The organism is Betaproteobacteria bacterium, assembly GCA_016720065.1.
In the GTDB taxonomy this organism is placed as follows: domain Bacteria; phylum Pseudomonadota; class Gammaproteobacteria; order Burkholderiales; family Rhodocyclaceae; genus SSSZ01.
Window position 1 is genome coordinate 3,014,059 of sequence record JADJXY010000002.1, and the last position, 25,909, is coordinate 3,039,967.

General features: G+C 62.4%; 22 protein-coding genes and 2 pseudogenes. 11 read left to right on the forward strand and 13 right to left on the reverse strand.

What is annotated here, in order from left to right:
* Nucleotides 1-169: 169 nt before the first annotated feature.
* From IPM73_17415 to IPM73_17460, 10 genes are all read right to left on the reverse strand, one after another.
* The gene (locus IPM73_17415; protein MBK8919762.1) at nt 170-3,862 is read right to left on the reverse strand and encodes a helicase; all 3,693 of its coding nucleotides are present in this window, start codon (nt 3,860-3,862) and stop codon (nt 170-172) included.
* Nucleotides 3,863-3,865: 3 nt separating this feature from the next.
* A complete protein-coding gene (locus IPM73_17420; GenBank protein ID MBK8919763.1) occupies nt 3,866-5,629 on the reverse strand; it encodes an NERD domain-containing protein in 1,764 nt (587 codons plus the stop codon).
* Nucleotides 5,629-7,197: a hypothetical protein gene (locus tag IPM73_17425; GenBank protein MBK8919764.1), complete on the reverse strand. Its 1,569-nt coding sequence runs from the start codon at nt 7,195-7,197 to the stop codon at nt 5,629-5,631. Before IPM73_17425 ends, IPM73_17420 begins: the two co-directional genes overlap by 1 nt.
* Nucleotides 7,197-8,150: a hypothetical protein gene (locus tag IPM73_17430; protein ID MBK8919765.1), complete on the reverse strand. Its 954-nt coding sequence runs from the start codon at nt 8,148-8,150 to the stop codon at nt 7,197-7,199. Before IPM73_17430 ends, IPM73_17425 begins: the two co-directional genes overlap by 1 nt.
* Nucleotides 8,151-8,198: 48 nt before the next feature.
* Entirely contained in the window at nt 8,199-10,283 is a 2,085-nt protein-coding gene (locus tag IPM73_17435; GenBank protein ID MBK8919766.1) for an AIPR family protein, read from the reverse strand.
* A gap of 281 nt (nt 10,284-10,564) precedes the next feature.
* Entirely contained in the window at nt 10,565-11,416 is an 852-nt protein-coding gene (locus IPM73_17440) for a hypothetical protein (GenBank protein MBK8919767.1), read from the reverse strand.
* A 5-nt stretch (nt 11,417-11,421) separates the two neighbouring features.
* On the reverse strand, nt 11,422-12,063 hold the full coding sequence (locus IPM73_17445) for a hypothetical protein (protein ID MBK8919768.1): 642 nt from the start codon (nt 12,061-12,063) through the stop codon (nt 11,422-11,424).
* A gap of 2 nt (nt 12,064-12,065) precedes the next feature.
* Nucleotides 12,066-12,851: a TIGR04255 family protein gene (locus IPM73_17450; protein ID MBK8919769.1), complete on the reverse strand. Its 786-nt coding sequence runs from the start codon at nt 12,849-12,851 to the stop codon at nt 12,066-12,068.
* A gap of 116 nt (nt 12,852-12,967) precedes the next feature.
* Nucleotides 12,968-13,216, reverse strand: a complete 249-nt coding sequence (locus tag IPM73_17455) for a hypothetical protein (GenBank protein MBK8919770.1) — start codon at nt 13,214-13,216, stop codon at nt 12,968-12,970.
* The gene (locus IPM73_17460; protein MBK8919771.1) at nt 13,213-13,728 is read right to left on the reverse strand and encodes a hypothetical protein; all 516 of its coding nucleotides are present in this window, start codon (nt 13,726-13,728) and stop codon (nt 13,213-13,215) included. The genes IPM73_17455 and IPM73_17460 overlap by 4 nt, the downstream gene beginning before the upstream one ends.
* Nucleotides 13,729-14,254: 526 nt before the next feature.
* Here IPM73_17460 and IPM73_17465 point away from each other — a divergent pair.
* Entirely contained in the window at nt 14,255-14,494 is a 240-nt protein-coding gene (locus IPM73_17465) for a hypothetical protein (protein ID MBK8919772.1), read from the forward strand.
* A gap of 832 nt (nt 14,495-15,326) precedes the next feature.
* Nucleotides 15,327-15,479 (forward strand): hypothetical protein, encoded by a 153-nt coding sequence (locus IPM73_17470; protein MBK8919773.1) that lies wholly within the window; start codon nt 15,327-15,329, stop codon nt 15,477-15,479.
* A gap of 10 nt (nt 15,480-15,489) precedes the next feature.
* On the opposite strand, the pseudogene IPM73_17475 reads toward IPM73_17470, so the two are convergent.
* A pseudogene (locus IPM73_17475) lies at nt 15,490-16,526 on the reverse strand (IS630 family transposase).
* A 68-nt stretch (nt 16,527-16,594) separates the two neighbouring features.
* On the opposite strand from IPM73_17475, the pseudogene IPM73_17480 reads away from it, so the two are divergent.
* Nucleotides 16,595-17,314: pseudogene (locus IPM73_17480) on the forward strand (integrase domain-containing protein).
* Between the two features lie 3 nt (nt 17,315-17,317).
* Here the strand turns inward: IPM73_17480 and IPM73_17485 are convergent.
* Nucleotides 17,318-18,649, reverse strand: a complete 1,332-nt coding sequence (locus IPM73_17485; protein ID MBK8919774.1) for an integrase arm-type DNA-binding domain-containing protein — start codon at nt 18,647-18,649, stop codon at nt 17,318-17,320.
* Nucleotides 18,650-18,790: 141 nt separating this feature from the next.
* On the opposite strand from IPM73_17485, the gene IPM73_17490 reads away from it, so the two are divergent.
* The 6 genes from IPM73_17490 to sfsA all read left to right on the forward strand — a co-directional run bounded on the left by IPM73_17490 (nt 18,791) and on the right by sfsA (nt 23,274).
* Nucleotides 18,791-19,258 (forward strand): EVE domain-containing protein, encoded by a 468-nt coding sequence (locus IPM73_17490; GenBank protein MBK8919775.1) that lies wholly within the window; start codon nt 18,791-18,793, stop codon nt 19,256-19,258.
* Complete coding sequence (locus IPM73_17495; GenBank protein ID MBK8919776.1) at nt 19,219-20,055, forward strand: sulfite exporter TauE/SafE family protein; 837 nt, start codon at nt 19,219-19,221, stop codon at nt 20,053-20,055. The genes IPM73_17490 and IPM73_17495 overlap by 40 nt, the downstream gene beginning before the upstream one ends.
* Before the next feature lie 144 nt (nt 20,056-20,199).
* The gene (gene ubiD / locus IPM73_17500) at nt 20,200-21,669 is read left to right on the forward strand and encodes a 4-hydroxy-3-polyprenylbenzoate decarboxylase (GenBank protein ID MBK8919777.1); all 1,470 of its coding nucleotides are present in this window, start codon (nt 20,200-20,202) and stop codon (nt 21,667-21,669) included.
* On the forward strand, nt 21,669-22,166 hold the full coding sequence (locus IPM73_17505) for a GNAT family N-acetyltransferase (protein ID MBK8919778.1): 498 nt from the start codon (nt 21,669-21,671) through the stop codon (nt 22,164-22,166). Before ubiD ends, IPM73_17505 begins: the two co-directional genes overlap by 1 nt.
* Complete coding sequence (locus IPM73_17510) at nt 22,166-22,570, forward strand: hypothetical protein (GenBank protein ID MBK8919779.1); 405 nt, start codon at nt 22,166-22,168, stop codon at nt 22,568-22,570. Before IPM73_17505 ends, IPM73_17510 begins: the two co-directional genes overlap by 1 nt.
* A complete protein-coding gene (sfsA, locus tag IPM73_17515; GenBank protein MBK8919780.1) occupies nt 22,570-23,274 on the forward strand; it encodes a DNA/RNA nuclease SfsA in 705 nt (234 codons plus the stop codon). Before IPM73_17510 ends, sfsA begins: the two co-directional genes overlap by 1 nt.
* On the opposite strand, the gene IPM73_17520 is transcribed toward sfsA, so the two are convergent.
* The gene (locus IPM73_17520) at nt 23,264-24,220 is read right to left on the reverse strand and encodes a hypothetical protein (protein MBK8919781.1); all 957 of its coding nucleotides are present in this window, start codon (nt 24,218-24,220) and stop codon (nt 23,264-23,266) included. The genes sfsA and IPM73_17520 overlap by 11 nt on opposite strands.
* 187 nt (nt 24,221-24,407) lie before the next feature.
* On the opposite strand from IPM73_17520, the gene IPM73_17525 reads away from it, so the two are divergent.
* Nucleotides 24,408-24,668, forward strand: coding sequence for a helix-turn-helix transcriptional regulator (locus IPM73_17525; protein MBK8919782.1), 261 nt, complete (start codon nt 24,408-24,410; stop codon nt 24,666-24,668).
* The gene (locus tag IPM73_17530; GenBank protein ID MBK8919783.1) at nt 24,649-25,863 is read left to right on the forward strand and encodes a type II toxin-antitoxin system HipA family toxin; all 1,215 of its coding nucleotides are present in this window, start codon (nt 24,649-24,651) and stop codon (nt 25,861-25,863) included. Before IPM73_17525 ends, IPM73_17530 begins: the two co-directional genes overlap by 20 nt.
* Nucleotides 25,864-25,909 lie beyond the last annotated feature (46 nt).

Below are 25,909 nucleotides of genomic sequence, written 5' to 3' on the forward strand. Positions count from 1 at the left end.
CTGGCAAGCCGCTTCTCGTCGTCGATACGGAACTCCCGATGCTCCGGGTTCGATTCATCGAAAGGCCAAGCATCAAGACCGGCGTGAATGAGGGATACCGGGCCCGGAAAATCCACCATGGCGCCCGGCCCGAAAGGGGCAATGGCTTGTGTCCTGCGAATCGGCCGGCTCATTCCTGTTCCTCCGGAGCGCGATTGAACCAAGTCGTTATCTCTGCTTCGCAGCTGGAATCCACATCGCGTAGAGAGGAGAGCGTGGGCCAGCTGTGGCCGTTCCATTCGACAGGAGGCGTTGCGCCCGCAGGATGCATGAGGGGCGGGTGCTCCGGCAAGGTCCCGAAACCCCCGTAATCGGCCGGATTCCAGGCCCGCCATTCATCCAGCCGCCTTTCCAGCCGTTCCATGACCAGCGATTCTTCGTCGGGAGCCACGAAGCGCACACGATGGCGGATCATGTCCCTGACGATCTCCCGCAACTGCGTCCCTTCCGCAAGCGGGAAGGGATCGGGATGGAGCCCTTCCCTTTCAAGTTCGCCGAGCTGTCGTACGGCAGCGGCAATCACGCCATGGAGCGAACGATCGACTGCCGGCAGGCTGAAGGGGGTAACGCTTGTAGGCTCGACCTGAGCGTACAGTCGCTGATGGAAGCTCCGGAAGCGCTCAAAGTGACTGCGGTCGCGGGGCTTGCTCTGGCCATACAGGACAACCACCAGGCCGGGTTTGTCTCGATCCCGCCCGACCCGACTCGACACCTGAATGTACTGGGAAGTGGTCTTCGGCTGACCAACGACGGCCATTAGCGACAGACGCGGAATGTCCACACCGACTTCGATGATGTTGGAAGCCAAGCACACGTCGACCGGTCGGTCACTGCTGGAGGAATCACGATTCCGGAGTCTCTCCGTGCTGAACGGCAGCTCCAGCCGCGCCAGTTCCTTGGGGATATCGTCGCTTCGAATCCGGCTGGTCAGTTCGGTGGCAAACGGACTCCGGATCTTTTCGTAGCTGATGCCCATGCGGTCGATGATGACTCGCAGATAGTCCCTGGCGTCGGCGACGAACAGGGTGGCAGCTCCGCCCAGTTCGCGCAGCGAGTTGAAGAAGCACAGCAGCGTCCACCAGGGGTCCCGGCCGGCATCGTCCGTGTCCATGATTGCCGCGTTCTGCATCAGGGAAGCGAAGATGCGGGCCTGGGTGGTCTGGAGGGACACGTGGCCCGGAGCCATCACGCCGACATACATCCGACCCGGCTTTGGGCTGCCGTCCTGATGACGATCCTCCTTCGCAAAAAAGGAATCCCCCGCTTCCAGGCCGGAGGGCGGGAACAGCAGGACCGAATTCCGGGCGTAGAGATGGGCAATCTGTTCGTTGGCCCGGCTGATCGTCGCCGTGGAAGCCACGATCTTCGGGCCGATCTTCCCGATGCCATGTTCTCTGCATAGCCGGTCGATGACTGTTTCGTAGGCACCCACCATTGTCCCGAGAGGACCAGATATCAGATGCAGTTCGTCCTGAATGACAAGCGTGGGAGGCTCATGCAGGTGCTGCCCGTCATTCTCAATGCCGAAAAATCGCCGCAGCTCGGGCTTCCAGGCCAACATGGCAAACTTGTCCACGGTCCCTATCAGCAGATTGGGAGGGGTCTCGACAAGATCCTCATCGATGACGACAACCGGCAGCGGATCGCGTGACTTGCCCAGCGGCGGCGCCTTGCCGAACTCGCACGCGTGGTCCGGGCAACGATAGACCACTGTTTCGGATGTGCCAGTTCGCTGCCGGTAATACCCCGTTACCGAAGGCTGTTCGTCCTCACGCCGGCCACGTCTGCCTGAGAATCTCGCGGCTCCGGACTCTCGCGGACCGAACCGGGCTCCGCACCAGGGACATTTCAGCAGAACGAAGGGATTCTCGGCGTTAGGGTCATTCTCCAGGATGCTCAGCAGCCTGACCGCCTCGGCGCGCTTGTTCGGAGTGGTCGCACTTCCTACCCACAACCCCAGCCGGAACGCCTTCTTCCCAAGCGAGGCATTCCGACGACGCAGGTATTCCATGGCACAGAACAGCAGGGCGGCCCGCTGGAATTGCTGCGCTGTCAGCAGTCGCAGGGTATAGCGCATCAGAACGTCGACTCCGCCAGGAAGGCGACCGGAAAGCCGGTTGAAGAAAATGGTGAATGAGGTCAATCCGAGATATGCCTCGGTCTTCCCGCCGCCGGTCGGGAACCAGATCAGATCCACCATCTCGCGATCGGCATGCCGAGGATCACAGATGCCACGGAGGGACATGAGGAGAAAGGCAATCTGGAAAGGACGCCAATAGCCGCGTGTCGGATCGGGAACAGCCGGATCCGGATCGGTAATGGGAGGCTCCCAGCGCGGACGGCCCTCTTTCCCCGGCGCGAGGGCACGCACCGTACTACTGGCCCTCAGCTGGGCAATGAACATCGCATGGTTGGCCAGACGGAAGGCTCTCTGGGCGAATCTTGCAACTTTGGTGTCTTCGCGAAGCAGATGCAGGCCATCCCGGATTCTGTCCAGGCAGCATCTGCACCGCCCGATGAGCTCTCGTGCCGTCGGCTCCAAGGCTGCCGGAACCGGTGGCACCGACATTCTCTCGCGCTCGCGCCCGTCTATCCACCGCGCATAGGCCTCGACGAGTTCATGCAATTCCTGGAAACCGTCGTCTTCAGGATCAAGGCCGGCGAGTTTTCGCATGCTGACCCGGAGCTTCTTGATACTGCCATCGGGCTGCGCAATCTCCAGTTCCGCCGTGGTCGACGGCGTCTCGAATGCGGGGAGCACGTCGCTCCATATTACGCCGGTCCCCTCAAGCGGCATTCCCTTCCAGTCCGCGGCACACCCATGCCCGATGGCGTAGGTCTGATGTTCCCGGTACAGGAGCCGGTTAATGGCCTCGTCGGAAAGCGCATCGTCGTGTTCGAAAGCGTTGGGGCGGTGCTCCGGATAAGGAACAATCCAGTTGCCCGAACTCAGCCCGCCGATCCTCAGCCCCGCCTGAAAGATGCAAAAACCATCGACGCTGCCGTTATCCGTCTCCTTGCAGTTGATCAGCGAGACGGTGAGCAGGCGGCAAGCCTGGCCGGATTCCGGATTCCGCCACGGGCGCGAGACCACAACCACCTCGATATCCTCGAATCCGGGGAGGCGCTCTCTGCAAGTAGCCACAGCGGTACCGGCTAGGTCGCCAGTTCTGAACGTGATCTGAGGAAACGAGCCGTCGCCATGGACAAGCGGTCTGCGCAGCCAGATGCTCCGATCGAACTCCTTGCCTCCGATGTCTCCGATCTTCTGGATGACCTTCTTGTAGGTGGCGGCCGGGCACTCGGAAAATTCGTCGGCCCCCAGCCTGCCGATACCCACCAGTTCGACCTTGAAGCCGTCCGTTTCACGTTCCATGTTTGCCAGGAAGCTGAGTCCGATGGCAGATGGGCGAAAGGCGTTGGCCAGCGTAACATCGTAGTCCTCGGAATCGTCCGCTTGGGCGCTTCGCCCTCTCAGCCTCTCATTCTCGGACAGCTGCCTCTCGTCTGCCTCGGGTTCCCCAATCGGAGGCTCGCTGGTCGATTCGTCTGCATCGCCCCGAGCACCGCCCTCTTCGTCCTGCAGCACCCCGGCAGGATAGAGGATACCGGCTCCATACCGCTTCGTAGGGGGATCCTGCCAGAGGACTTCTTCGCCATTGGTCTGACGTCGAGGCTTGCGAAACTCGCCCCAGCCGACCTTCGTCAGGCAGGTGGCTTCGGGCGGAACAAGCGGATCGCCGGCAGGGTCGGGGCCAACCACTTCTGCCCGAGTCCGCTCCAGCAACCACCTCCGATTTTTCAGATTTTCTTCTATTGGCATGAACTATCTTCCTGTGGCCAGACCCAGCCCAGCTTCGAGCATCCGGTCATATTCCTTGCGGCAGCTTTCGTGCATGAGCAGAATGAGCCTGATTCTGGCCCGGGACATGCCTACATACAGAAGTGCCCGAGCATGCTCGTCCATGCGCTCGATATCCGTGACGACAATGCCAGCCGCCTCCAGTCCCTTGAAGGCATGCACGCTGACATACCTGATTCCCCCTTTTTCCGGGCTGGCGACATCGCGGAATGGCACAAGCCTGTGTCGCCCGCCTGCAACAAGACCTCCTGCGCAGCTCTTTTCGTCGGCATTCAGCGAGAGAACGACCATTTCCTCGGGACGCAGAGCCTTGCGAAGCTCGCTCACGGCATCATCCAGCAGGCGCCGCTGGTCCTGGTCCTCCCTCCAGAACAGCGGGTCGACACCTGCCCCCTCCATGTCGTGCAGGAATCTGCTGTAGCCGGGCTTGACGTTGCACGCCAGGGTCAGGGTTTCGGCGATCGGGCCGGCATTCCTGCAGTTGATGCGCAACGTGAAATTCGCATGGTCGGGCGCACGCAATCGAAGCGCCGCCAGCATGTCCGAAGCAGTCTGGGCGCCGCCTGACAGATAGATTGCCTGGCGCTCGAAGTCCCCGAAGAATGCCCACCGGCCCCCTGCCAGTCCGCCAGCGACCAGCAGATCGAGAACATCCATGTAGTCATCGGTCAGGAGATCCTGGGATTCATCGATCAGCAGAACATCGAACTGGGGTAGCGCCCGGTCGTCACCGAGCAGATGTTCGATGACCGCTGCCGGCAGATCGTTCGACCAGAACCTGCTGTCGTTCCGGACAGGCAGCCTGTCACCCACGATCTCCCGCATCAATCCATGCAGATGCAGACACCGGAGCAACTGGCTTCCTGGCCCGGCCGAGCCGCTCATCGACGATCTCATCCAGTCGCCGAGCAGTCGATTGAAGCAGAGCACCAGCGTCCGTTTCCCTTCGGCGACGGCTCTGCGCGCCGCCTCCATCACGAGGAAGGTCTTGCCGGTACCTGCCAGCCCCTTGACGACAACTCGCTCATTGTCCTGAATCGCGTCCAGCGCATCATATTGCTCCTGCGTCAGCCTCATCAGGGATTCCTCGACATGCTGAACATCCCTTCTCGGCTGGACGAAATATTCGAAGTTTCCGCGCAGCAGTCCGGCCATTCGGCGCACCTGCTCCGATGACGGCCGGCTTTTCTGAACGTCGTACCACGACCGGCTCCCCGGCTTCGATGCAATGTGCAGATGAGCATGATCGAAGATCCGGGTCACAATCTGCGATATCGGCATCCTTGCAAGGATCCGACTGTCGATCGCCTGCCACGGGTGCCACTCCGGTGATTCCTCACTGAAATCGATCCGGGTAAACGCCGCTGCCGAAAAGAACAGAAGATTTCCCAGAGAGGTATCCCTGGAGTGAAGATGGTCCCGCAGGGAGTGCATGCCCCTGGACGCCTGACGGAATGGACCTTCCGCAGAGGTTCCATAAGGATAGATCCATAGTCCGTCGCGGCGAGTGACTTCGCACCCTTTCACTTCCAGGCAGAGAATTCCGTGACCGGGTGCGAGGATCACCATGTCGATCTCGCCTTCGGATTTCGTTCGGTGCTTCCGCAGCTCCAGCGAATGCAGCACGATCCACCCCTCTGTGCCAGGATCGGTCCTCAGCTTGTGGAAGAGGATTGCTTCGCCTGCAGGAGTATCCGGCGGACAATCCGGAGGGATCATTCTGGCCATCAGATTCCTTTCATCGGCTGCAAATCCATCAGGCGCGACGGTGGAACCCACGCCATGTGGTCGTCCACTGCTGCCACCTGGCAAAGCTGAACCCTGACGCCGTTCTCCAGAACCACATGCCCGTCCTCGGGAAGAACCCTCAGGTGGCCAAGCACGTTCGAGAGCTGGCTGCAGATTTCCCGCCGAACACTGTGCGCTGCACGCTGCCTGAGGCTGCGCAATTCCTGTAGTCCGTTCCAGTGAGCGTTCACGTAGTCATTCATGTCGGCCGGCGTGGCAAGCTTCCCGTGCTTCATCAGTACCAGGAAAAGCGCTCCGAGCTCGCCCCTGTGTCCCGGGCCATACACCGAGCCGTCAGCCCAGTTGCGGAGGCTTTGGGAAAGAGAACGCCCATTTGCGCCGGCGGCGCGCATCTCCTCCGCAATGACGTCCGGACTCCGGGTCAGCAGGAGCCTTTCGAGAGCAGGCTGCCAGTTGCACGCTTCTTCCAGTTTCTGGCCGAAACCTTCTTCGGCGGACTCGAGGTCGAGCAGATAGCGTGTCCCGCTGGGTCGCAGGACAAGCCAGTCCCCTTCGGCCAGCCTAGCAACCGGGACGCTGTCCAGCTCGCTGTCTTCTTCTGTCGAGCTGTCGTTCTTCCATACCAGAAGATGTGCTTCTTCCGGAACGAAAATCCCGCGCGCGTCGCGGAAGAGCACGTAGCGGGCGGCACGATGCCTAGGAAGCGGTGCCCGGTGGCCGTCATGGGCGATATCCCAGACGCTTTCTTCGTTCCCTCCCTGCTCATCCTCTTCTCCGCCCATCAGATCGCTGATGCTCTCCCTGCTGGAGATCACGCGCGTGGTGGACAGCCGGCCACGAAACACGGAACTCTCCGGGAGGGTCTGCCGATTCCGCAGCGCGAAATATTCCCCCGGATAGAGAAGAACATTGATTTCTCCGGCTCTGCCTTGATAGAAGAGATCATCAAACATCTGGGGCGACAGGTAGCGGCACGTGCCGAGCACGATGATCCGGCCGAAGGCCTCTGACGCCAGCGTCTTCCGGGAATCGATGATTGCGGGATCTGCCGGCAGATCAGGCATGCCATCCGGCTTCTCGGGCCACCCGAATGTCCTTCCGAGGGCCATCGCAGCAACGATTCCCGTTCGCGATCCTCGAGGTTCGTACGCTTCGGCTTCCAGCAAGGCTCTTGTCCGAATGAGCTTGGGATTGGCCGGATGCTCCAGCAGAGCGTGCGTGGCCTGGACAAGATCCCGAACCGGCTTTGCCAGCGCGGGGATCGAGGCTGCGTCATCGGCGATTTCGTTCAGTATCTCGCAAAGACTCAGCCCGACATGGTCGAACGGAAGCAGGGTGAAGAGAATCCGTGTCCGGAGGACCCAGACGCGTCTTCCGAAAGCCCCATGAAACGGGTCTGCGCGGTCGAGACAGGTCATTACCTGGCGTGACAGGCGGACAACTTCAGCAACGAATGGGCTGCCCACCGGGATTTCCCGTACCCGCAGGGCCGCAGCATTCCTGAATCGCCAGACGGTTTGCCCGAAGACTGAATTTTCTGCACTCATCAGCCCGCTCCAAGAACAAAGGCCGTGACCTCGACGCCCGGAGGAATACGACCCGGAACATCCCGCCTGAGGTCGTCAGGCGCTTCCTCCGCATCACCGGCCGCTTCCAGAAGATAGTTGTGGACGTCTGCCGTGTATTCCGCTCTCTCTAGCAGAACAACAATGTTCCCAGTATCGATATGCTGTATCTGGTCCCAGGCGGCGGGCCCATCCAGGATCGTCATTGGCGCACTGATATGCTCCGTCACGCGGCTGGCTGCTGCCAGTCGCAGCTTGGCAACACTTCTGTCCCGAACACCGGCAGCACAAAGAACATCGCCTAACGGAAGTGGCGCATCCGACTTGGCAGCAATCTGTATTCCATCGACAGCGTCCCAGAAACCCACCTGATTGGTGACAAGCAGGCCTTCGGCACCGGCGGTGCAGACCCAGCGAGGATCCGTTTCAAGGCCAAGTGCCCGATGGAAACGCAGGGCATTGTCCATTGCCGCAGTCCCCTTTTCCGCGGGAAGACATTCTTCGCTGAACAGATATTCCGCGAACTTCGCCGGCGAAAAAGACCACACCAAGCCGACCTCCCGGGATCGCCTCGTGGCGGTGATCCGGACAGGCACCAAACCAGGAGCACCTTCATGTTTCGCCTGAATGACGCCTTGATATCGGACTCCGTGACTCTCCGTCTTCCAGAATATCCCGGTGCCTGGCGGAAGACTCTGCAGATCGTTCCAGGAAAATCCGCCGCGGAACTGTCTTGCGCCGGCCAGCAGGCAGCCAAGACCGACAAAGATGGATCCGTACCTGCGGGCCGGCAGGACGACAACCGCAAGAATCCGCTTTTCATTCAGTTGAAAACTGCGGCACCACCATCCGAGCCAGAGCAGAGCCTTGCTCCAGTCCGGAAGAGGCAACCTTTCATCGCCGTCCTGAAGAAAGATCGGACGGCGGATCAGCATGCTCTCCGGGAATTCCACGGCCCCCCCCAAGTTGATCCCGTCAGGCTGTCAGCCTGGTCGGAACCCTTCTTCTTGGAGACGGGCACTCACCTTGATGAGGCAGGCTGCCTGCAAGGGCGTCGGGATCCAGCCACTTCTTGACGCATTCCTGAGAAGATCGGCTTCCCTGCCATACACCGGCGAGTGCCTCCGCGCCCAGTCCAGAATGGCCGCCCAATATCCCGGTCCGCGCTGAATGACGTCCGTGACGGCATGTATTCCTCCGTCCAAGGCCCCCTGCTGACGCTTTTCGCGGCCGATGTCGCGTGCCTCGTCCGGTGACACGAGTTCGGCCGCCAGACTGTCGTTCAGCCTGATCGGCAGGGAAAGGACCTTTTCCCAGCATTCCTTCTTCTTGCACCACTCGGTGATGTTCATCTGGGCGACCGGAGGCGTCGTTATGGCCTGCACAACTTCCTTCGCGATCGATTCCAGCTGATTCTCGAGTGCCTCGGAAATGGCCTGGCGAACCCATATTCCCTTGAAGTCCAGGCTATGCCCCGGCTTCTGCAGCGCGATCATGCCGGCAAGCTTGGCGATCGAGTAGGTGACGATGTTGGCTCGGTATCCCCCTTCGTACCAGTCTGCCGAACTGACCAGCTTTTCCACCGCCCGGAAAAGGATGGCCCTGGCGATGACTTCCTTGAAATAGGTGTCATTGTTGAACAGCAGTCCGTCCTCTCCCCACTCCTTGCAGATGTATTCGGCAAAGTTGGTGAAGTTCTTCTGGGCCCCGAAACTCACGGCATGCGGAAGCTGCCGCCAGGAGTTCTCGAACTTGGCCAGATCCGTCTTGACGACCAGCTGGCTCCGCGGATTGATGCGTTGGAAGTCCCTTTTCTGTGCCTGTGTGAGACCGGACTGCTCGTTCTGGTACTGACCTCGCGCTCTCTCGTAGAACCAGTACGTGTGGTACTGCGCGTCTTCAACCGCAGGCGCCGGAACCCTGCGCGAGAGACGCTCCATAGCTCGGTGGTAAGGATGGTTGGAAAAGAAGTCGGCATCGCTCACCTTGTTCTGCTTGTTCGAGTACATGGCGATGCTCTGAATCATGTCGTCCAGCTTTTCGGCATCCCGGGCAGTCACGACCGAGAGCTTCATCGGCACATGAATGGATTCGAGATCGGCATTGTCCTTGCGCTTCGCTACATGCAGGGACGCGGAGGTCTGTCCGCCATTTACAATCTGGAAGTATCTTGCCGAAACCAAGCGATGCCCCATGGGCGTTTCGACAATGCTGGCCGAGGTGGCCGTGGCCGAAATGCCGTTGTTGTACACGAAGAAGCGCTCCGGCTCACTACGGATTGTCCCCTGAATTCCCTTGTTGATCTTCCCCGATGCACTCAGGTAGGAGCGCACGTTGCCCTCAAGCAGTTTGCTTCCGAAGCTGTCGTACAGCTGAGCCAGAGCCTCTCCGGGAATTACGGCTAGGTAACCCTGATAGTCATCTGCCTGGCTTGCTGCCAGGCAGGGAAGCCCCCCTGGAACAAATTGGGTGAAGTCGATTTCAAGTTCTTCGGCACCGAAGGAGGAGGAGGACACCGTGTGCAGCCGCCCGATATCCCAGACATGGTACTCGATGGGGTGTCCGTCAATTTCGCCCTGCGGCAGATCCTTGACGCGCTCGCTCAGGTTTGCATCGGTAAAGAGGTAGAACCGGTAGCGTCCCAGGGCGGCATGCTTGTTGGCGATCATGCCAGCGAGCTCAAGCCCGTCCTCCATGCCGTCAGGCACGTTTGCCCACATCTTTCCGGAAACAGCGTCCTCGACAAATACCTGGAGCTGGCCGAACAGCGCTTCGGCGCGTGTGCGCGACAGGACTTCCGTCTGGCTCGTCCCGGAAAAATCCACGATCACCAGACGGATGGAGTCGTCGGAATCATCAAGCTCATAACCATCGACCCGGAGCTTGCGCCCCTTGGATCCCGTTCCGAGAAAATGACTGGGAACAAGATCATGAAATTCCTCTGCCTGGGTCAGCCGTTCGCCAACCTCACACAGAAAGGCGAAATCCCGATCTGCCTTGGCAGGTTCCACGGGCAGGCGTACTTGAACTGCATCGAGCAGCTCTTCCCTGAAGTCGTCCAGCTCCATATTTTCTTTGCACCCCTTTTCTGTACCGCAAGACGACCGATTTCTTTGTTCGGTCAGTCAGCAGTCATTTTGATTGCTGAATGCATGGGATGCAACCTTGCTGGCACAAGAAATCCCGACTTTGCTGGATCAGCGCTGGGCCGGCAGAACCGCTCACCGATGCGATGCGGACATATTCTCCATACGGGTCTCCATCAAAACGACCACATGAAAACGCCATCAACCGAGTGGAACATCCATGACCATTGGATTTGGACGCCGAGGACAATGCGTCGGAATCGTCAGCCCGGGGCACCGGGCTGTTCCTCATCCGCTTTCAGAGTCATGTACTCGAGCCGCCACTGGGTGAGCAGTCTGGCCTTGCTCACGGGCAGATCATCTTCGGAAATGGACATGCAGTCCTTCAAGGCAATCCCGTTCCATTTGCCGGTGGCTGAATCGAAGTACTTTTTCGAGAAAAGCGCATCGATCGACGCTTCGAGTTTTTCCACTTCGTCGGCGGTCTGCTCCGGATCGTCTCCTGGCGGATAGGCGAGAACGATCTTCAAATCGTAGGCACTGCCGTCGGAGTGATCGATTTCCTGTCCGCCATCCACATCGAAATAGACGGCAGACAAAAGGCTTCCAATGGGTTCGATGAGCTTGGCGAGGCCCTTGTCGACCTTGGATTTGGATAAGCGACTCACGAATGGGTCGGGGAATGCGGCTCGGTTGTAGCGCACCCCCAGCCATGAACGCAGCGCCGACAACGATTTGCCGGGAAACGAATAGGTGGCATCGGGAGCGAATGCTGCAAGCGCCTGTTTCGGAACGAGGCACTTGGCCGTCGCGATCAACTCGACGGTGGCGGGGTCGCCGCTGCGAAGCGCCTCCAGATGAAGTGTCCGAGGAGCTTTCGCCCAGAAATAGTTGCCATCGGCCTTTTGCGGATGGCAACCGATGATGACCTCTACGTCCGGCTCGATCTGAAGGTCATCGTTGGCCAGATCGCAGTCGTGGCTGATGACAACCACGCAGATGGCATCAGGGGCGTCCGGATGGGCGAGTCCCAGCGTCTGAATGGCATCGGCCGAAAGCACACTTCCCTGCCGCCACGGGGTATCTCGAGTCCAGGTCGCGGCCATACCATCCATGCTGGTCAGACGTCTTCATTCAATGATGGGCGCCCCATGTCAGAAACATCGAGACGCGAGGGCGTTCTGTCTGCAAGCAAGGTATCGAGCTTTTCTCGCGAGGTGGCGCCACGTTTTGCGATCCGGACGAGTCGCCGGGCCGTTTCCTTTCCGTCGGCCCCCGCTCCGAGCAGTTCCACGAACGATTTGCCTTGTGCGACGGTGCGATCAAGCGCGAGCGCGGTCGGCTTGAAGCCGGCCTCGGCGAATACGCGCGCGGCGGCAGCCAATTGCACGAGTTTGCCTTGGTGCTGCTCCTTGGGAATCTCTCCACTGAGCCAGTTATAGAGAGTCTGGCGTGAAACGCCGAACACCGCAGGAAGGTGCGACATGGTGCGCCCGAAGCCGACCTTCACTTCCTTCATCAGGTCGGTATAGGGGGCGTATGGCTCCGGCGATGCCGCCCCTTCCACTTTCACGACCGCATAGGGGCGGTAGCCTTGGCGCGACGTGACGAAATGCACTCCCTCGACACCGCCAGTGCCGACCCCGCCAAAGCACGGGAGTGGGCCACCCTCGGCAACGGGCGCCCGGCCGTAGATCGCCGGAACGGGTTGGTAATGAGCGTGGGCATTGATATCTTCAACGGGAACTGCGAATCCGAGCATGATCACTTGTCCCAGGCGGCAAAAGCATAAGGCGTCGCGGTGGTCTTGAACGCTGCTCCGATGACCTTGTGGATGGCATCGAGGTGATCGGCCACTGCTTTCGTCGAGAACGCCTCGCGCCCTTCGACGAAGCCGTCATTGTCGAGAATGGCGCTCATGCCCGCGTAGGACACGAACCTTTCAATTACGCGCATGTTTCCAGGCTGCAAATCGGGGGGGAACGCGAGTGGACCGTCCTGTATGGCAACCCGACTCAGCAGCTTGATGTTTCCGATCTCGTTCATCGCCTCTGTATAGGAATAGAGAGGTCGCCCCTCGAGGCGCGAGGTCAGACCATGGACTTGTTCGACGAGGTACTGTTCGATGGTTTCTCCCGGTTGCGGCATCACCCGATCGAGATAACGAAGACCGACCCGTTCAGTGAAGGCAAGTTTCACAACATCGTTCACAATGCCCAATCCCTCCAGGAAGCATGCCGAGAAGGTCTCGAACTGCCCATAATTGGTGGATTGGAGAGTAAGGCTTTGGCCGTCAAGGATGAACGTATGCGTTTTCTCGACGTTGCCGAGCTGAAACCGTTCCTGCTGGACCGGGGTTGGGGTGGACGGCTGGCCGTCCTGTACAGACAACTGGATCGAGATGATATGCTGCCGCTCGAAATCGGGATAGCCGGCCTGACGGAAGCTCTCTTGAATGCTGGGCAGGAAATCGGCCAGCTTCAAAATCGGGTTGAACCGCACCTGGGCCAAGGTTAGGTACACGGGCGGATTCTTGAGGGGGGTTCCCATCTGTCGATTACCTCCAAGTAACCGATTCAAGTTTACAATTCGGTTTACAGTTTGGCAAATTTTCTTTTGGGTGGTTCCCGGTCGAGGCACATGGCAGATGCGGATTCCGTTCCTGGCTATCCATACGGCTCAGAGCGGTTCCGGTAGCCACTCCCCGCTGCGAGCCGGTTCCACGCCCGATCCATCAGCCAGCGCAGGAATTCGGCATCCCGCGAGACCCCCTGCACCTGCTGGCGGTGCCATTGCATCAAGGCCTGCAGTTGGCCAAATGACTCGATCTCCCCGGGGTCGCGCTCAAGCAGCAACTGCAGGCGTCGGCGATCATTCGATGCCAGCCGGATGGCATTCCCAAAGCGAAGGGTCATGACGGCATCACTCCCCGTCGGCCCAAACGCGCTGCCTCGGCATCGATAGCCCGGTCCACATGCCGCCCTCGCCGGCTCCGGATTGCGGCGCGTCCGGCGCCGACGATCAGCCCGTACGTCACCGCCCCCGGTACGAACAACACCATGCCAGGATCGCCCCAGATGATCGCCATCATCAGGAAGGTGACTGCCAGGACGGGGAAATCATAGACACGCAGCAACGGCGGCGCTTCGGTGCGGGCGTAGTTGACTCCATCGGCCGTAGTCCAGTTGGCGAGTCCCAGCACCTGCGGCACCTTGTGCGCCGTGACAATCAGACTGACCGCGTGACCACGTCGGGCCGGCATCGTCCGGGTGTTGACCGTGAACTTCCGTTCGACTCCCGATGGCGGCTTGATCCACAACTCGTAGCGGTCGGTCTGCCCGAACGGACGGCGGCCGTAGTAGAGATGGACGTTGGTGTAGCGGCGCAGATCGACGATGCGCCCGTGGAAGGTTTGCAGCGTTGGCATGACACTCTCCTGGAGAAAGACCGCTCCAGCGTCTCGCACCGGACACCCGTTTCAACCCCGTGTTCGGAGCGCTCCCGTCGTCTGCGCTTGACCTAGGGACACTGCAAAAAGCCCGCGCCTGCGCCTCATTCGTCGGCTCGGGGCACGGGCAGAACGATGCCATGTCGTAGCCACCACCATTCCCGGCGCTTGCGACGGGCGGTGAACCAATTGGCATGTTTTGGCATTGCCAGGGCATCCCCTCGGCGCAATACTGAACCCGCTTTGACCCGTTCCAGTTAGCGGCCCGGCGTGCATCGCGCACGAAAAACGCAAGCCCTGTGAGAGGTGATTCGTCACCCTGGTGCCTTGGGCGCCTGTTGTTCCGGACGCGTTGCGTCCTTGGTATTTCGCGGATGTTGTCCGTGGCAGCATGCCACGAGCGACGACGCACGCCCCATGCCCTTCACCGGACTGCGCCTCGGCGCCATTTGGGAAGGGCCGACAGCACTCCCATCGCGGGGCGCACCCTTCAGGAGATATCCCCATGCCACCCATGCAGCGCCTTACCCTGGAATTGCCCGCCGAGTTCGTCGACCTGTGTGCCGCCGACGGCGTCACGCCGGACCTCGTTCTCCGCGGCTTCATCGCCGACCTGGCAGGCATCATGAATTGGGCCAATGCCCCGCGCGCCGACGGCTACGGTAGCAACGGCTCCGACGAGCGCCGTTATGCCATGGAGTATTACGAGCGGGTTGGCTATCCGTACCTGCATCGCCAACCCTGAAGACACGGGCGCACTCTTGCGCCCCGTGCGACCGAAAGGCCAGTAGCAATCGCCGCTGCGGCAGGCTCGACCTGCCTGCGGCGGCCCTTTCCCACCAGCGAAACGCGCTGACGGTGTTGGCCGGCGTTCGTGTACCGGGCTGCCTGTTCGTGCGACTGCGGTCGTGCGGCCGGGCGGTACCGCGAGCCCCGGCGCTTCCCGCGCCACCGAGCGCGCGTCGTCACTAGCGGCAGCGCGGCTAGTGACGACGCGCCTACCACCCCCTGTAGGTTCCGCAAGCCCTTGAGGCGCGCGGCTTCCCAAAGCGGGTGGAGCGGTAGAAAGGCAATGGCGGTGCATGACGCCGCCACGTGATGGGGTCCCGAACCCCAGTCCCGAGGTCTCGAACCTCGTTTCCCTCGAATGCAAGCGCAGCCCGACTGCCCTTGCCGGCTGATCCCCGGACCGGATCACGTTCGCGCCTGATCAGCGCTCCTTGGACCCTGGGTCAATGGTCCTCCCGCCTCACCGCGCCTCCCGGCGCGCGGCGGGACGCCAATGCGCGTACGGCGCAGGCGAGCAGCAAAAGAACCGTGCAAAACGGGGGTGGTGCCCCGAGCTCAGCAGCATTCCACTTGCCCGGCCACGGCCAGCAAGTCGAGCAGAAACACTTACCGGACAACTTGACACCAAACCGCCGTACCCCGCCTTGAACGAAAGGATTGCAATGCCCACCCACCCCGCCCGTACCGTGCCGGAGAGCGTCTGGCACGAGCTGTTCGAACAGATGGGATGGCTGGAGCCTCAGGACTCCAGCGATTCAGTCGACGATTTTGCCCCCTCGGGAGACGCCATGCGCAACCTCAACTACCAGCTCAAGCAGCTTTGCCATCGCAACCGCGACGGTTCTTTCGCCACCCAGGCCGAACGGGAACGGACCCTGGCCCTGGGCGCCACCCAACTCCACGAGTTGGGGTTCCGCAATCTATTGATCCGGCCAGCTTAAGTTTGAATTTTCAAGCGGCATATTTGACACGCGGATCTTGGAAGAAGCTTTTGACCCGCTCGGGTGATTGTTCGAGTTTGACCATGTGTTCGGTAGCGGCGAGTTTCAATTTGGCCTTGGTGCGCACCGGCACTTTCGTCCCGATGGCATGCTTGAGGTCGGCATTGAGACGCTCCTCAGGGTTCAGCTCCGGGCTATAGCTGGGCAGGTAGAACAGTTCGATCTTGTCCTGACGTTCAGCGGCCCATGCCTTGACCGGTTTGCTGTGATGGACCCGCAAATTGTCGAGAATCAAGAACACCTTCTTGCCGGCATCCTTGATCAGCGCGTCAAGGAATTCGATCAGCTTGTCGGAGTTGAACGCCTCGTCAATGATCATCCAACGTGTTTTGCCCTGATTGGTCACCGTCGCAATCATCGACAGCTTCTGCCGCGTACCGCCTACCGTGTAGGTGACCGGCGTCTTGCCTGCCGGTGCGTAGCAGCGACCGCGTACATCGGTATTGACCAAGGCAGTTTCATCGCCCCAGTGAATCTCGCCGCCTTCCGCCTTGGCACGCTTCTCTATTTCCGGGTATTGCTCATTGAGCCAGGCTTGCACGGCTTCCGGTCGTTGCTCGTAGGCCTTCTTGATCGGCTTCTGGGGGTGAAGCCCCAGCGCGACAGATAGTTGCCGACACCGCGTACCGATAGTTTGATGCCATATTCCCGTTCGATCAGTTGCATGACCGCAGCACGATTCCAAAGCGCAAATTCCATCTTCAGTTGCTCGGGGCGCTTGTCACAAATGATCTTTCGGATCGCCTCCTCTTGCTCCTCTGTCAGCGTCCGCCCTTGACCTGCACGTTTGCCTCGCTTGGTCGGCTTGAGGGCAGCAAGGCCACCTTCTTCATACCGATCAATCGCAGACCGAACTGCCGGATACGAAAGCCCACTGAGCTCGACGATTTGCATTACGCCGTAGCCCTTGCGGTGCAGCCGCACCACTTGCTTACGCCGTTCGTGCAGTTGCTCAAGTGTCGAATATCTTGCGTCGTCTTTTTCCATTCGTCCAACATGGGGGCTGACCCATAAATTTCAAGCATTATTGTGCCGAGTCAATAAGCGCCCAGGGCCTCAAACCGAAGCATGTCGACGCCCTGGTGGAGCGGTGGACGGAAGAAGGCCTGTCGGCGGGGACGATGAAGAACCGGATGGCGCACCTGCGCTGGTGGGCAGAGAAACTGGACAAGGCCAGTATGGTCGCCCGCAGCAACGACGCCTACGGCATCTCCGACCGGCAATTCGTCACCAACGTCAGCAAGGCCAATACGCTCCAGGAGGCGCAGCTGGGGCGACTCACCGATACGAATTCCCGTCTCTCTCTGGAGCTGCAGGCGGCCTTCGGCCTACGGCGGGCCGAGTCGATCAAGTTCAACGCGAGCTTCGCGGATCGGGGCGAGGTACTGGTGTTGAAGGCATCGTGGTGCAAGGGCGGCAAGGAGCGGGAAATTCCCATCCGCACCGCTGAGCAGCGGGCCGTGCTCGACGCAGTACGCGCGTACTGCGGGAAAGGCAGCTTGATTCCGGCAGGCATGACCTACAAGGCGCAGCTCGACCGTTTCAAGCATCAGTGCAGCGTGGCGGGCATTCACGGCGTCCACGGCCTGCGCCATGCCTACGCCCAGGCCCGTTACCAGGAACTCACCGGCTGGCGTTGTCCGGCCCAGGGTGGGCCGACGAGCCGCCAGCTGACACCCGCACAGAAAGCTCTCGACCGGGCAGCCCGGCTGCAGATCTCGCGGGAGCTCGGCCCCGAGAGGGAACAGGTGACCGCGATTTACGTTGGACGGTAAGACTTACGTCGTACGCTGCAACTGCACTACGTTTTTGCCCTTTACCATCATCTCGATCCTTTCCGCCCAGGCCCGCAAGGCTGCTTCTCGTTGCGCCTCGTAGGCATTGTGGTTGTAGTGCGCCAGAACACCGGGCAAGACGTGGTTGGCGATCTTGTGGCCAATGAACGGCTCGAACCCCAGGTCGGGAAGACGGGTAATCAGCGTGCGGCGAAAGTCATGCACCACGCATGGCGTGACGTTGGGCAGCGCGTTGCGCTTGAACAGTGTCAGCAGCGCGTTGTTGACCGACCGGCCATAGACCGCCTGCCCTGGCCGCAGCGGCGAGGCGAAGACGTGGCGGCCCGCCCCCGTGAGCTTTTTCAATTCCTTGAGGATGGCGACTGCCAGGGGCGCCAGGTGAACGAGGTGGGCGCGATCCTTCTTGGTGCGAGCGGCCGGAATCTTCCACAGTCCGGCTTCGAGGTCGAATTCGGCCCATAGGGCATCGGTGACTTCGCGCTCGCGTTGGCCGGTGAGGATCAGCAATTTCATGGCCGCGATGGTCACCGGGTCGGATTTGCAGCGCTCAGGGTCATCCAGTGCGCGCCAAACCTCAGCCAGTTCGTCGAGCCGCAGCGTGACTTCGCGCTTCACCGGGCGGGCATCGAAGTCCTTGCGGGTCAGTCTCTCAATACACGAAACCGCTACCAATTCGCGCGCTTCGGCGAAACGCCACAAGCGCTTGGCCTGAACCAGGACTTCGCCCGCCAGCTGCTTGGCGGTTTTCCCTTCGCGCTGCCCATCGGCAATCTTGTCGAGGGCGGCGATGACCTCCTTGCGCGTCACATCGGCGATTTTTCGTTCGCCCAAGTACTCGGCGAGCCTGTCGAGCCGGTAACGTATCGCCGCCGCGCTCTTCTTGCCGGCCATATGCCGCGCCATGAAAGTTTCAATCACTTGGCTGACTGTCAGGCGTGCCGACTCGGCCTCCTTGGCGGCCCTCGCCGCGGCTTCTATCTCCCGCTTGCGGGCAAGCTCGGCTTCCCACTCAGCGACCGGGTCGTGGCCGGCTCGTCGGGCGTCCTTCCAGTTCCCGGCGACGGCACGCGCCTGGTGCAGCGAGAGGCGGCCGTGTCGCAACCAATCGGAAATGCTGTCGCCTTGGGCTCCCTCCCGCTGATAAACCCCAACGGTGTATCTTGTGCGCCGGCCATTGAACTCGTACTCGACCAGCCAGGTCTTGGTACCGTTTGGGCGGATTCGGAGAAACAGCCCATCGCCGTCGCCGACGAAGCGATCTCGCTTCTTGTCGGGTTTGGCGGATTCGCAGCCGGCTGTCGAAAGCTTTGTCATGGCATACTCCTTGGGGGGATTCTGGGGGGGACTTTGGATGGGATTCTGTGAAATCACGTGGGACGCCACAAGACCAGGAAAAATAATTTCCTACGCAAAAACAAGGATTAACGGACGCTTGCGGATGGCATGGGATGTGAAATGCCTTATTGGCTGATGAAATCCGAACCCGACGAGGTCTCCATTGACGATCTGGCCGCCCGGCCGGGTCAGACGGTGCCCTGGTTTGGCGTGCGCAATTACCAGGCGCGCAATTTCATGCGCGACAGCATGGCGATCGGCGATCTGGCCTTCTTCTATCACTCGGGCTGCGCCACGCCGGGAATTGCCGGAATCTGCACGGTCTGTTCCCTTCCCTATGCCGACGCAACCCAGTTCGACCCGGCCAGTCCCTACTTCGATGCGCGGTCGCGCCCCGAGGCGCCGCGCTGGCAGTTGGTGGATGTGCGCCTGGTGAACAAGACCGCCTTCGTCCCCCTCGCCCGCCTGCGGCAGTGCCCGGAACTGGCCGCCATGCGCCTTCTGGCGCCCGGCAACCGGTTGTCGATCACGCCGGTGAGCGCGGCGGAATGGGCTTTCATCACCGCCTCCCTGATGGGGTGCCCGTGACGCTCTGGTGGCTCGTGTACCCGCTGCTGGGGATTTTTGGGGGATTCGTCGCCGGGCTGTTCGGCGTCGGCGGGGGCATGACCCTGGTGCCCTTCCTGTACATGATTTTCGCCGCCCAGGGGTTCCCCCAGGAGCACCTCATGCACCTCTCCCTGGGCACCTCGATGGCCACCATCATGCTCACTTCCCTTTCCAGCATGCGCGCCCACCATGCCCACGGCGCAGTCGATTGGACCATCGTGCGGGCCATGGCGCCGGGACTCGTGCTGGGCACCCTGGGGGGTTCCCTGGTGGCCGGCTGGGTTCCCACACGGCCGCTGGCCGCGGTTTTCGTGAGCATCGTCTACTACGCCGCGGCCCAGATGGTCCTGGACATCCGCCCCAAGCCCCATCGGGGCCTGCCCGGCGTCGCCGGGCTCTTCACGGCGGGCGGCACCATCGGCATCGTCTCCAGCCTGGTGGCGGCCGGGGGGGGCTTCCTTTCCGTCCCCTTCATGATCTTTTGCAACGTCGTCATGCATACCGCCGTGGGGACATCGGCCGCCATGGGCTTTCCCATCGCCCTGGCGGGCTCCGTCGGCTACGGCATCGCCGGCTGGGATGCCGGGGGGCTGCCGCCCTATACCCTGGGTTATGTCTATCTGCCGGGCTTCGTCGGTATCGTTGCCCTGAGCATGCTGCTGGCGCCGGTGGGCGCGCGCCTCGCCCATCGCTTGCCGATCAGGAAGCTGAAGCGCGCCTTCGGATTCTTCCTTGCCCTGCTGGCCAGCAAGATGCTGGCCAATCTGCTGGGCTGAGCGCCTGAGAAAAAGCCCTTCGCCCACGCGCGTCATGCCCAGCCGCGCCCCGCCCCTCGGGCGCGCCAGAAAAATCACAGGCGCTGATTTGCCTTTCCGCCTGCTTTTGGGCATCGTTGCCGCGTCTCGGACTTCCCTTCTGCCATGAAATACCAAGATCTGCGCGATTTCATCGCCCAACTCGAAGCTCGGGGCCAGCTACGGCGCGTGGGCATGACCGTCGATCCCCAGCTGGAAATGACCGAAATCTGCGACCGCGTGCTGCGCGCCGGCGGCCCGGCGATCCTGTTCGAGAAGCCTGCTGGCCACAGCATTCCCGTTCTGGCCAACCTCTTCGGCACCCCGGAGCGGGTGGCTCTGGGCATGGGCGAGGAAGGCGACTGGAAGACGGCCCTGCGGGAAGTGGGCAAGCTGCTGGCCTACCTCAAGGAACCGGAGCCGCCCAAAGGCCTGAAGGACGCCTGGGAAAAACTGCCGGTCTTGAAGCAGGTGCTCAACATGTCGCCCAAGGTGTTGTCCTCCGCCCCCTGCCAGGAAGTGGTAGGGGAGGGAAAGGACGTCGACCTGGCCCGCCTGCCCATCCAGCACTGCTGGCCGGGTGACGTGGCGCCCCTCATCACCTGGGGGCTGGTGGTGACGCGGGGACCGCACAAGGCGCGGCAGAACCTGGGCATCTACCGACAGCAGGTGCTGGGGCCGAACAAGGTCATCATGCGCTGGCTGGCCCATCGCGGCGGGGCGCTGGATTTCCGCGACCACCAGCTGGCGAAACCCGGAGTGCCCTTCCCCGTGGCGGTGGTCATCGGCTGCGACCCGGCCACCATCCTGGGCGCCGTGACGCCGGTGCCGGATACCCTTTCCGAGTACCAGTTCGCCGGTCTCCTGCGCGGCGGCAAGACCGAACTGGTGAAATGCCTGGGCTCCGACCTGCAAGTTCCGGCCAGCGCCGAGATCGTGCTGGAAGGCGTCATCCACCCCGGCGAAACGGCGCTGGAAGGCCCCTACGGTGACCACACCGGCTACTACAACGAGCAGGCCGAGTTCCCGGTCTTCACCGTCGAGCGCATCACCACGCGCAGGAATCCGATCTATCACAGCACCTACACCGGCAAGCCGCCCGACGAGCCGGCCATTCTGGGCGTGGCGCTCAACGAAGTGTTCGTGCCGCTCCTGCAGAAACAGTATCCGGAAATCGTCGATTTCTACCTGCCGCCGGAGGGCTGCTCCTACCGCATGGCCCTGGTCAGCATCCGCAAGCAGTACCCCGGCCACGCCAAGCGGGTGATGTTCGGCATCTGGTCCTTCCTGCGCCAGTTCATGTACACCAAGACCATCATCGTGGTGGACGACGACATCGACATCCGCGACTGGAAGGAAGTCATCTGGGCAATCACCACCCGTATGGACGCCAGCCGGGATACGACCCTGGTGGATAACACCCCCATCGACTACCTGGATTTCGCCAGCCCGGTGGCCGGCCTGGGCTCCAAGATGGGCCTGGACGCCACCAACAAGTGGCCGGGCGAAACCCACCGCGAATGGGGCCGGCCCATCGTCATGGACGAGGCGGTGAAAAAACGGGTGGATGGGATGTGGGACACGCTGGGGCTGTGATGGCCGGCGCCCTTCACGTGGCGCCCGTGGATCTGGACGATCCCACCCAGGCCACCGCCTGGTTGGATCTGCTCGACCACTACGCCCGCGACCCCATGGGGGGCGGCAGCGGGCTTTCGGCCTATGCCCGTGACCATCTGGTGGGCGAACTGCGCGGCCTGGCCATCTTCCATGGTGCCCTGGCCTGGCTGGACGGACGGGCGGTGGGGCTGATCAACTGCTTCGCCGGCTTCTCCACCTTCGCCGCCCGGCCGCTCCTCAATATCCACGATATCGTCGCCCACGCTGACGTGCGCGGTCGCGGCGTCGGCCGGGCCCTGCTCGCCTGGGCCGAAGGGCGGGCGCGGCAACTGGGCTGCTGCAAGCTGACCCTGGAAGTGCTGGCCAATAACCGGCCGGCACTGCGGGCCTATGAGCGGGCGGGGTTTGCCCCCTACGTGCTGGACCCGGCAGCGGGGCAAGCCCTTTTTCTGCAAAAGCGATTGGAGGAGGCGTGATGCCCGAACCTTTTCCCGGCGCCCCCGCGGGCGTGCGCCGCTCCCTCGTGCAACTTACCCACCTGATTTATGCCCTGCACGCCGTCGCCGTCGTGGTGGGCGTCACCTCGGCGGCTACCGTGGCCGGCGGTTTCGTCTTCGGCCTGCCCTCATTGCTGGCCGTCCTGCTCAACTACGTAAAGCGCGGCGATGTCACCGGTACCTGGCTGGAAAGCCACTTCCGCTGGCAAATCCGTACGTTCTGGTTCACCGCCCTCTGGCTGGTGATCTACGGACTGCTCATCATCACCCTCATCGGCATTCCCATCGCCTGGGTCTTGATCGCCCTGCTGGGCCTCTGGGTCGGCTACCGGGTCATCCGCGGCTGGCTTGCCCTGGCCGGCGAGCGGCCGGTGGGAAGCTGATGCGCCTGCCGCCCCTGACCGAGGGCCGCCTCGTCCAGCGCCGCAACCGCTTCGTCGCCGAAGTGGAACTCGACGGCAGGGTGGTCGAGGCCCACTGCCCCAACACCGGCTCCATGCTCGGCTGCAAGGCGCCAGGCAGCCGGGTCTGGCTCTCGCCGGCCGAGAACCCGGAACGCAAGCTGCGCTGGACCTGGGAAATCGTCGAAGCCTTGCCCGGCGTGCTGGTGGGCCTGCACACTGGCCGGCCCAACGGCCTGGTGGAGGAAGCCCTGCGCGCCGGCCGCCTGACGGAACTGGCCCATTACACCGAATATCGCCGAGAGGTCCGCTACGGCCGCGAGAACAGCCGCATCGACCTGCTGCTGCAAGGCGAGGGCCTGCCGCCCTGCTACGTGGAGGTAAAGAACGTGACTGCGGCGGTGAACGGCGGCGTCGGATTCTTCCCCGACGCCGTCACCGAGCGCGGCGCCAAGCACCTGCGGGAGATGATGGCCGTGGTGGCCCAAGGCGCCCGGGCCGTCCTGGTCTTCTGCGTGCAGCGGGGCGACGTACGCGAAGTGCAGCCGGCGGATCACATCGACCCGGTCTACGGCCGTACCCTGCGGGAGGCCCTGGCCGCCGGGGTGGAAGTCTATGCCCTGGGGGCGGAAGTCGAACCCGCTGCAATCGTCCTCGACCGTCGCCTGCCCGTCCTCATTCGATGACCCCCAGGCGGCCGTTATGGCTGCCCATGTACCAGTAGCGGCCGCGCGCATCGATGATGGCCTTGCGGATGCCCGCCTGGCGCGAGGGCAGGGCGATGACCCGGAAGCGCTCGCTGGCCGGATCGAACACCGCCACCGTATCGCTGGCGATTTCGTTGGCCCACACCCGCCCGGCGCCGTCCACCGTCACCGCGTAGGGGCCGCCGTCCGGGCCGGCGGGCATGGCGTAGGCGGCGACCTGACGACGGGTTTGCGGGTCCACTTTGAGGAGCCTCCCGTCGCCATAGGCCGTCACCCAGAGCATCCCGTCCGGCCCCAGGGCCATGCGCCGCGGCTGGCTGCCCTTGCCCGTGGGCAGGAGGTCGATGGCGCCGCTGGCCGGGTCGAGCCGCCCCAGGCCGTCGCCCCGGAAGCGGCAGAACCAGACGAAGCCCCGGCGGTCGATGGCGATGCCGTAGGGGTTGCCGGAAGTGCGGTATTCGACGATGCGGCCGCTGCTGCGGTCCAGACGGCCGATGCGCTGCCCGCCCTGGACGGTGAACCAGAGGGTCCCTTGGCCGTCGAGCACCAGGGTGTGGGGGTCGCCGCCGGAGGGCGCCCGGTATTCGGCGACCTTGCCGCTGGCCGGGTCGAGGCGCCCTATGGTGCCATTGCCGTTGCCGGTGTACCAGACGATGCCCTCGGGATCGACCAGCAAGCCGTGGGGCCGGGCGCCGCGGGGCAGTTCCCACTCCCGGAAGCTTTCGCCCACCGGGTCGAAGCGGGCGATGCGATTGCCTGCCATGACGGCGATGAAGACGCTGCCGTCGGGCGCCGGAGCGGGATCGCGGGCGAATTCCGGCGTGGGCACCGGCCATTCGCGCACCTGACCGGCGATCTGCGGCAGGGCGCCGGGAACGATACCGTAGTGGGAGCCGCCGGAGAAGGCGGGAAGGGCGAAGCCCATGAAGACTCCCGCAGCGAGAACGAGGGACGGGCCGAACATAGCTGAACCTATCTGACTGACGAATCGACTCAGTGTCGACTCGCCTCAGCCCGCATGGTTCTCCCCAGGGCCGGCCGGGGTTGGCAATAGTTGAATCGTATGGGATGCATAACTTGATTAATTCATGAATTTGCATTACATAGGATGCATGGACATGAGCGAAATTGGCCTTGCGATCCGCGCCGCCCGACGGGAACGCAGGCTCACCCAGGCGCAACTCGGCACGCTCCTGGGGATGAGTCGGGCGACCCTTTCCGGTATCGAAACCGGCAAGGTGGCCGAAGTGGGTGTGCGCAAGCTGATGGCCCTGTGTGGGGCGCTGGGGCTCGATTTGTCCGTCGGCCCCCGGCGGCCCTACCCGACCCTGCAGGACTTGAGGCGAGAAGCCCATGAACAGAAACGGGGTTGAGGTCTACGTCGACGGGGTGCGCGCCGGAACGCTCTCGCGCAGCGATCTCGAGCCGGATACCTTTTTGTTCGGCTACGCCGCCGGCTGCGAGGACTGCCACGCGGTGTCGCTGACCATGCCTGTCGTCGCGGACCAGGTCGACTCGATGGGTTTTCTTCATCCCATTTTTGAAATGAATTTGCCGGAGGGCATGCTGCGGCAGCGCCTGGAACTGATGTTCGCCAAGGTGCTGCGCGATTTCGACGCCCTCACCCTCCTCGACATCGTGGGCCGCTCCCAGGTCGGCCGCCTGCGCTATGCCTCCCAGGGCAAGCCCCTCGACGACGTGCCAGCCGAGAATGTCGGTCACCTGCTCGCCTACCGCGGCACGGAAGACCTCTTTTCCGACCTGCTCGACCGCTACGCCCGCCATTCGGGAATTTCCGGCCTGCAGCCCAAGGTCCTGGTGCGGGATGAAGCGGCGTCGATCGACCGCATCACCGATAGGGGGGCCACCCACATCGTCAAGAGTTTCAACCCCGGGGAGTTCCCCGAACTGGCCGCCAACGAGTTCTTTTCCATGCAGGCGGCGCGCCACGCCGGGCTGCCGACGGCCCGGGTCCAGTTGGCGGAAAGTCGCGCCCTGCTGGTGGTCGAGCGCTTCGACCGCACTGCCGCAGGGTCTTACCTGGGATTCGAAGATTTCTGCGTCCTGAGCGGTCTCCGGGCCAGCGGGCGCTATTCCGGTTCCTACGAAACCCTGGCCAGAAGAGTCGCCACTTTCGTGTCGCCGCAACATCACCCCGCCGCCCTGCGCCAACTCTTCGGGACCGTGGCGCTGTGCAGCGCCATCGGTAACGGGGATGCCCACCTGAAGAATTTTGCCGTCCTCTACGATGCCCCCGGCGTCAACGTCCGCCTGGCGCCCGTGTACGACATGCTGTCCACCCGTCCGTATCTGCCCCGGGATGGGCTGGCCCTGGAACTGGACGGATCCAAGGCCTTCCCCTCGCGTCGGCAACTCATGGGCTTTGCCCGCCAGTCCTGCGGTCTCGCCAAGCCCGTGGCGGAAGGCATTCTCGCCCGGGTCGGCCAGGGCGTGCTGGCAGCGCTGGCGGAAATGCAGGGCTACGCCGTGCAGCACCCGGATTTCGCCAAGAGCGCCGATCGCCTATCCCAGGTGTTTCGCGAAGGATTGGCTCGGCTCGGCCTTTGACCCCTTGGCCGGGCGCGCGACATGCCGTTCGAGCGGGAAGTGTCGG

Bases quoted from the DNA above. Each gene is read 5' to 3' on its own strand.
- IPM73_17415 (MBK8919762.1), bottom strand. From the start codon at position 3,862: ATGCCAATAGAAGAAAATCTGAAAAATCGGAGGTGGTTGCTGGAGCGG.
- IPM73_17420 (MBK8919763.1), bottom strand. From the start codon at position 5,629: ATGGCCAGAATGATCCCTCCGGATTGTCCGCCGGATACTCCTGCAGGC.
- IPM73_17425 (MBK8919764.1), bottom strand. From the start codon at position 7,197: ATGAGTGCAGAAAATTCAGTCTTCGGGCAAACCGTCTGGCGATTCAGG.
- IPM73_17430 (MBK8919765.1), bottom strand. From the start codon at position 8,150: ATGCTGATCCGCCGTCCGATCTTTCTTCAGGACGGCGATGAAAGGTTG.
- IPM73_17435 (MBK8919766.1), bottom strand. From the start codon at position 10,283: ATGGAGCTGGACGACTTCAGGGAAGAGCTGCTCGATGCAGTTCAAGTA.
- IPM73_17440 (MBK8919767.1), bottom strand. From the start codon at position 11,416: ATGGATGGTATGGCCGCGACCTGGACTCGAGATACCCCGTGGCGGCAG.
- IPM73_17445 (MBK8919768.1), bottom strand. From the start codon at position 12,063: ATGCTCGGATTCGCAGTTCCCGTTGAAGATATCAATGCCCACGCTCAT.
- IPM73_17450 (MBK8919769.1), bottom strand. From the start codon at position 12,851: ATGGGAACCCCCCTCAAGAATCCGCCCGTGTACCTAACCTTGGCCCAG.
- IPM73_17455 (MBK8919770.1), bottom strand. From the start codon at position 13,216: ATGACCCTTCGCTTTGGGAATGCCATCCGGCTGGCATCGAATGATCGC.
- IPM73_17460 (MBK8919771.1), bottom strand. From the start codon at position 13,728: ATGCCAACGCTGCAAACCTTCCACGGGCGCATCGTCGATCTGCGCCGC.
- IPM73_17465 (MBK8919772.1), top strand. From the start codon at position 14,255: ATGCCACCCATGCAGCGCCTTACCCTGGAATTGCCCGCCGAGTTCGTC.
- IPM73_17470 (MBK8919773.1), top strand. From the start codon at position 15,327: ATGCGCAACCTCAACTACCAGCTCAAGCAGCTTTGCCATCGCAACCGC.
- IPM73_17485 (MBK8919774.1), bottom strand. From the start codon at position 18,649: ATGACAAAGCTTTCGACAGCCGGCTGCGAATCCGCCAAACCCGACAAG.
- IPM73_17490 (MBK8919775.1), top strand. From the start codon at position 18,791: ATGCCTTATTGGCTGATGAAATCCGAACCCGACGAGGTCTCCATTGAC.
- IPM73_17495 (MBK8919776.1), top strand. From the start codon at position 19,219: ATGGGCTTTCATCACCGCCTCCCTGATGGGGTGCCCGTGACGCTCTGG.
- ubiD (MBK8919777.1), top strand. From the start codon at position 20,200: ATGAAATACCAAGATCTGCGCGATTTCATCGCCCAACTCGAAGCTCGG.
- IPM73_17505 (MBK8919778.1), top strand. From the start codon at position 21,669: ATGGCCGGCGCCCTTCACGTGGCGCCCGTGGATCTGGACGATCCCACC.
- IPM73_17510 (MBK8919779.1), top strand. From the start codon at position 22,166: ATGCCCGAACCTTTTCCCGGCGCCCCCGCGGGCGTGCGCCGCTCCCTC.
- sfsA (MBK8919780.1), top strand. From the start codon at position 22,570: ATGCGCCTGCCGCCCCTGACCGAGGGCCGCCTCGTCCAGCGCCGCAAC.
- IPM73_17520 (MBK8919781.1), bottom strand. From the start codon at position 24,220: ATGGGCTTCGCCCTTCCCGCCTTCTCCGGCGGCTCCCACTACGGTATC.
- IPM73_17525 (MBK8919782.1), top strand. From the start codon at position 24,408: ATGGACATGAGCGAAATTGGCCTTGCGATCCGCGCCGCCCGACGGGAA.
- IPM73_17530 (MBK8919783.1), top strand. From the start codon at position 24,649: ATGAACAGAAACGGGGTTGAGGTCTACGTCGACGGGGTGCGCGCCGGA.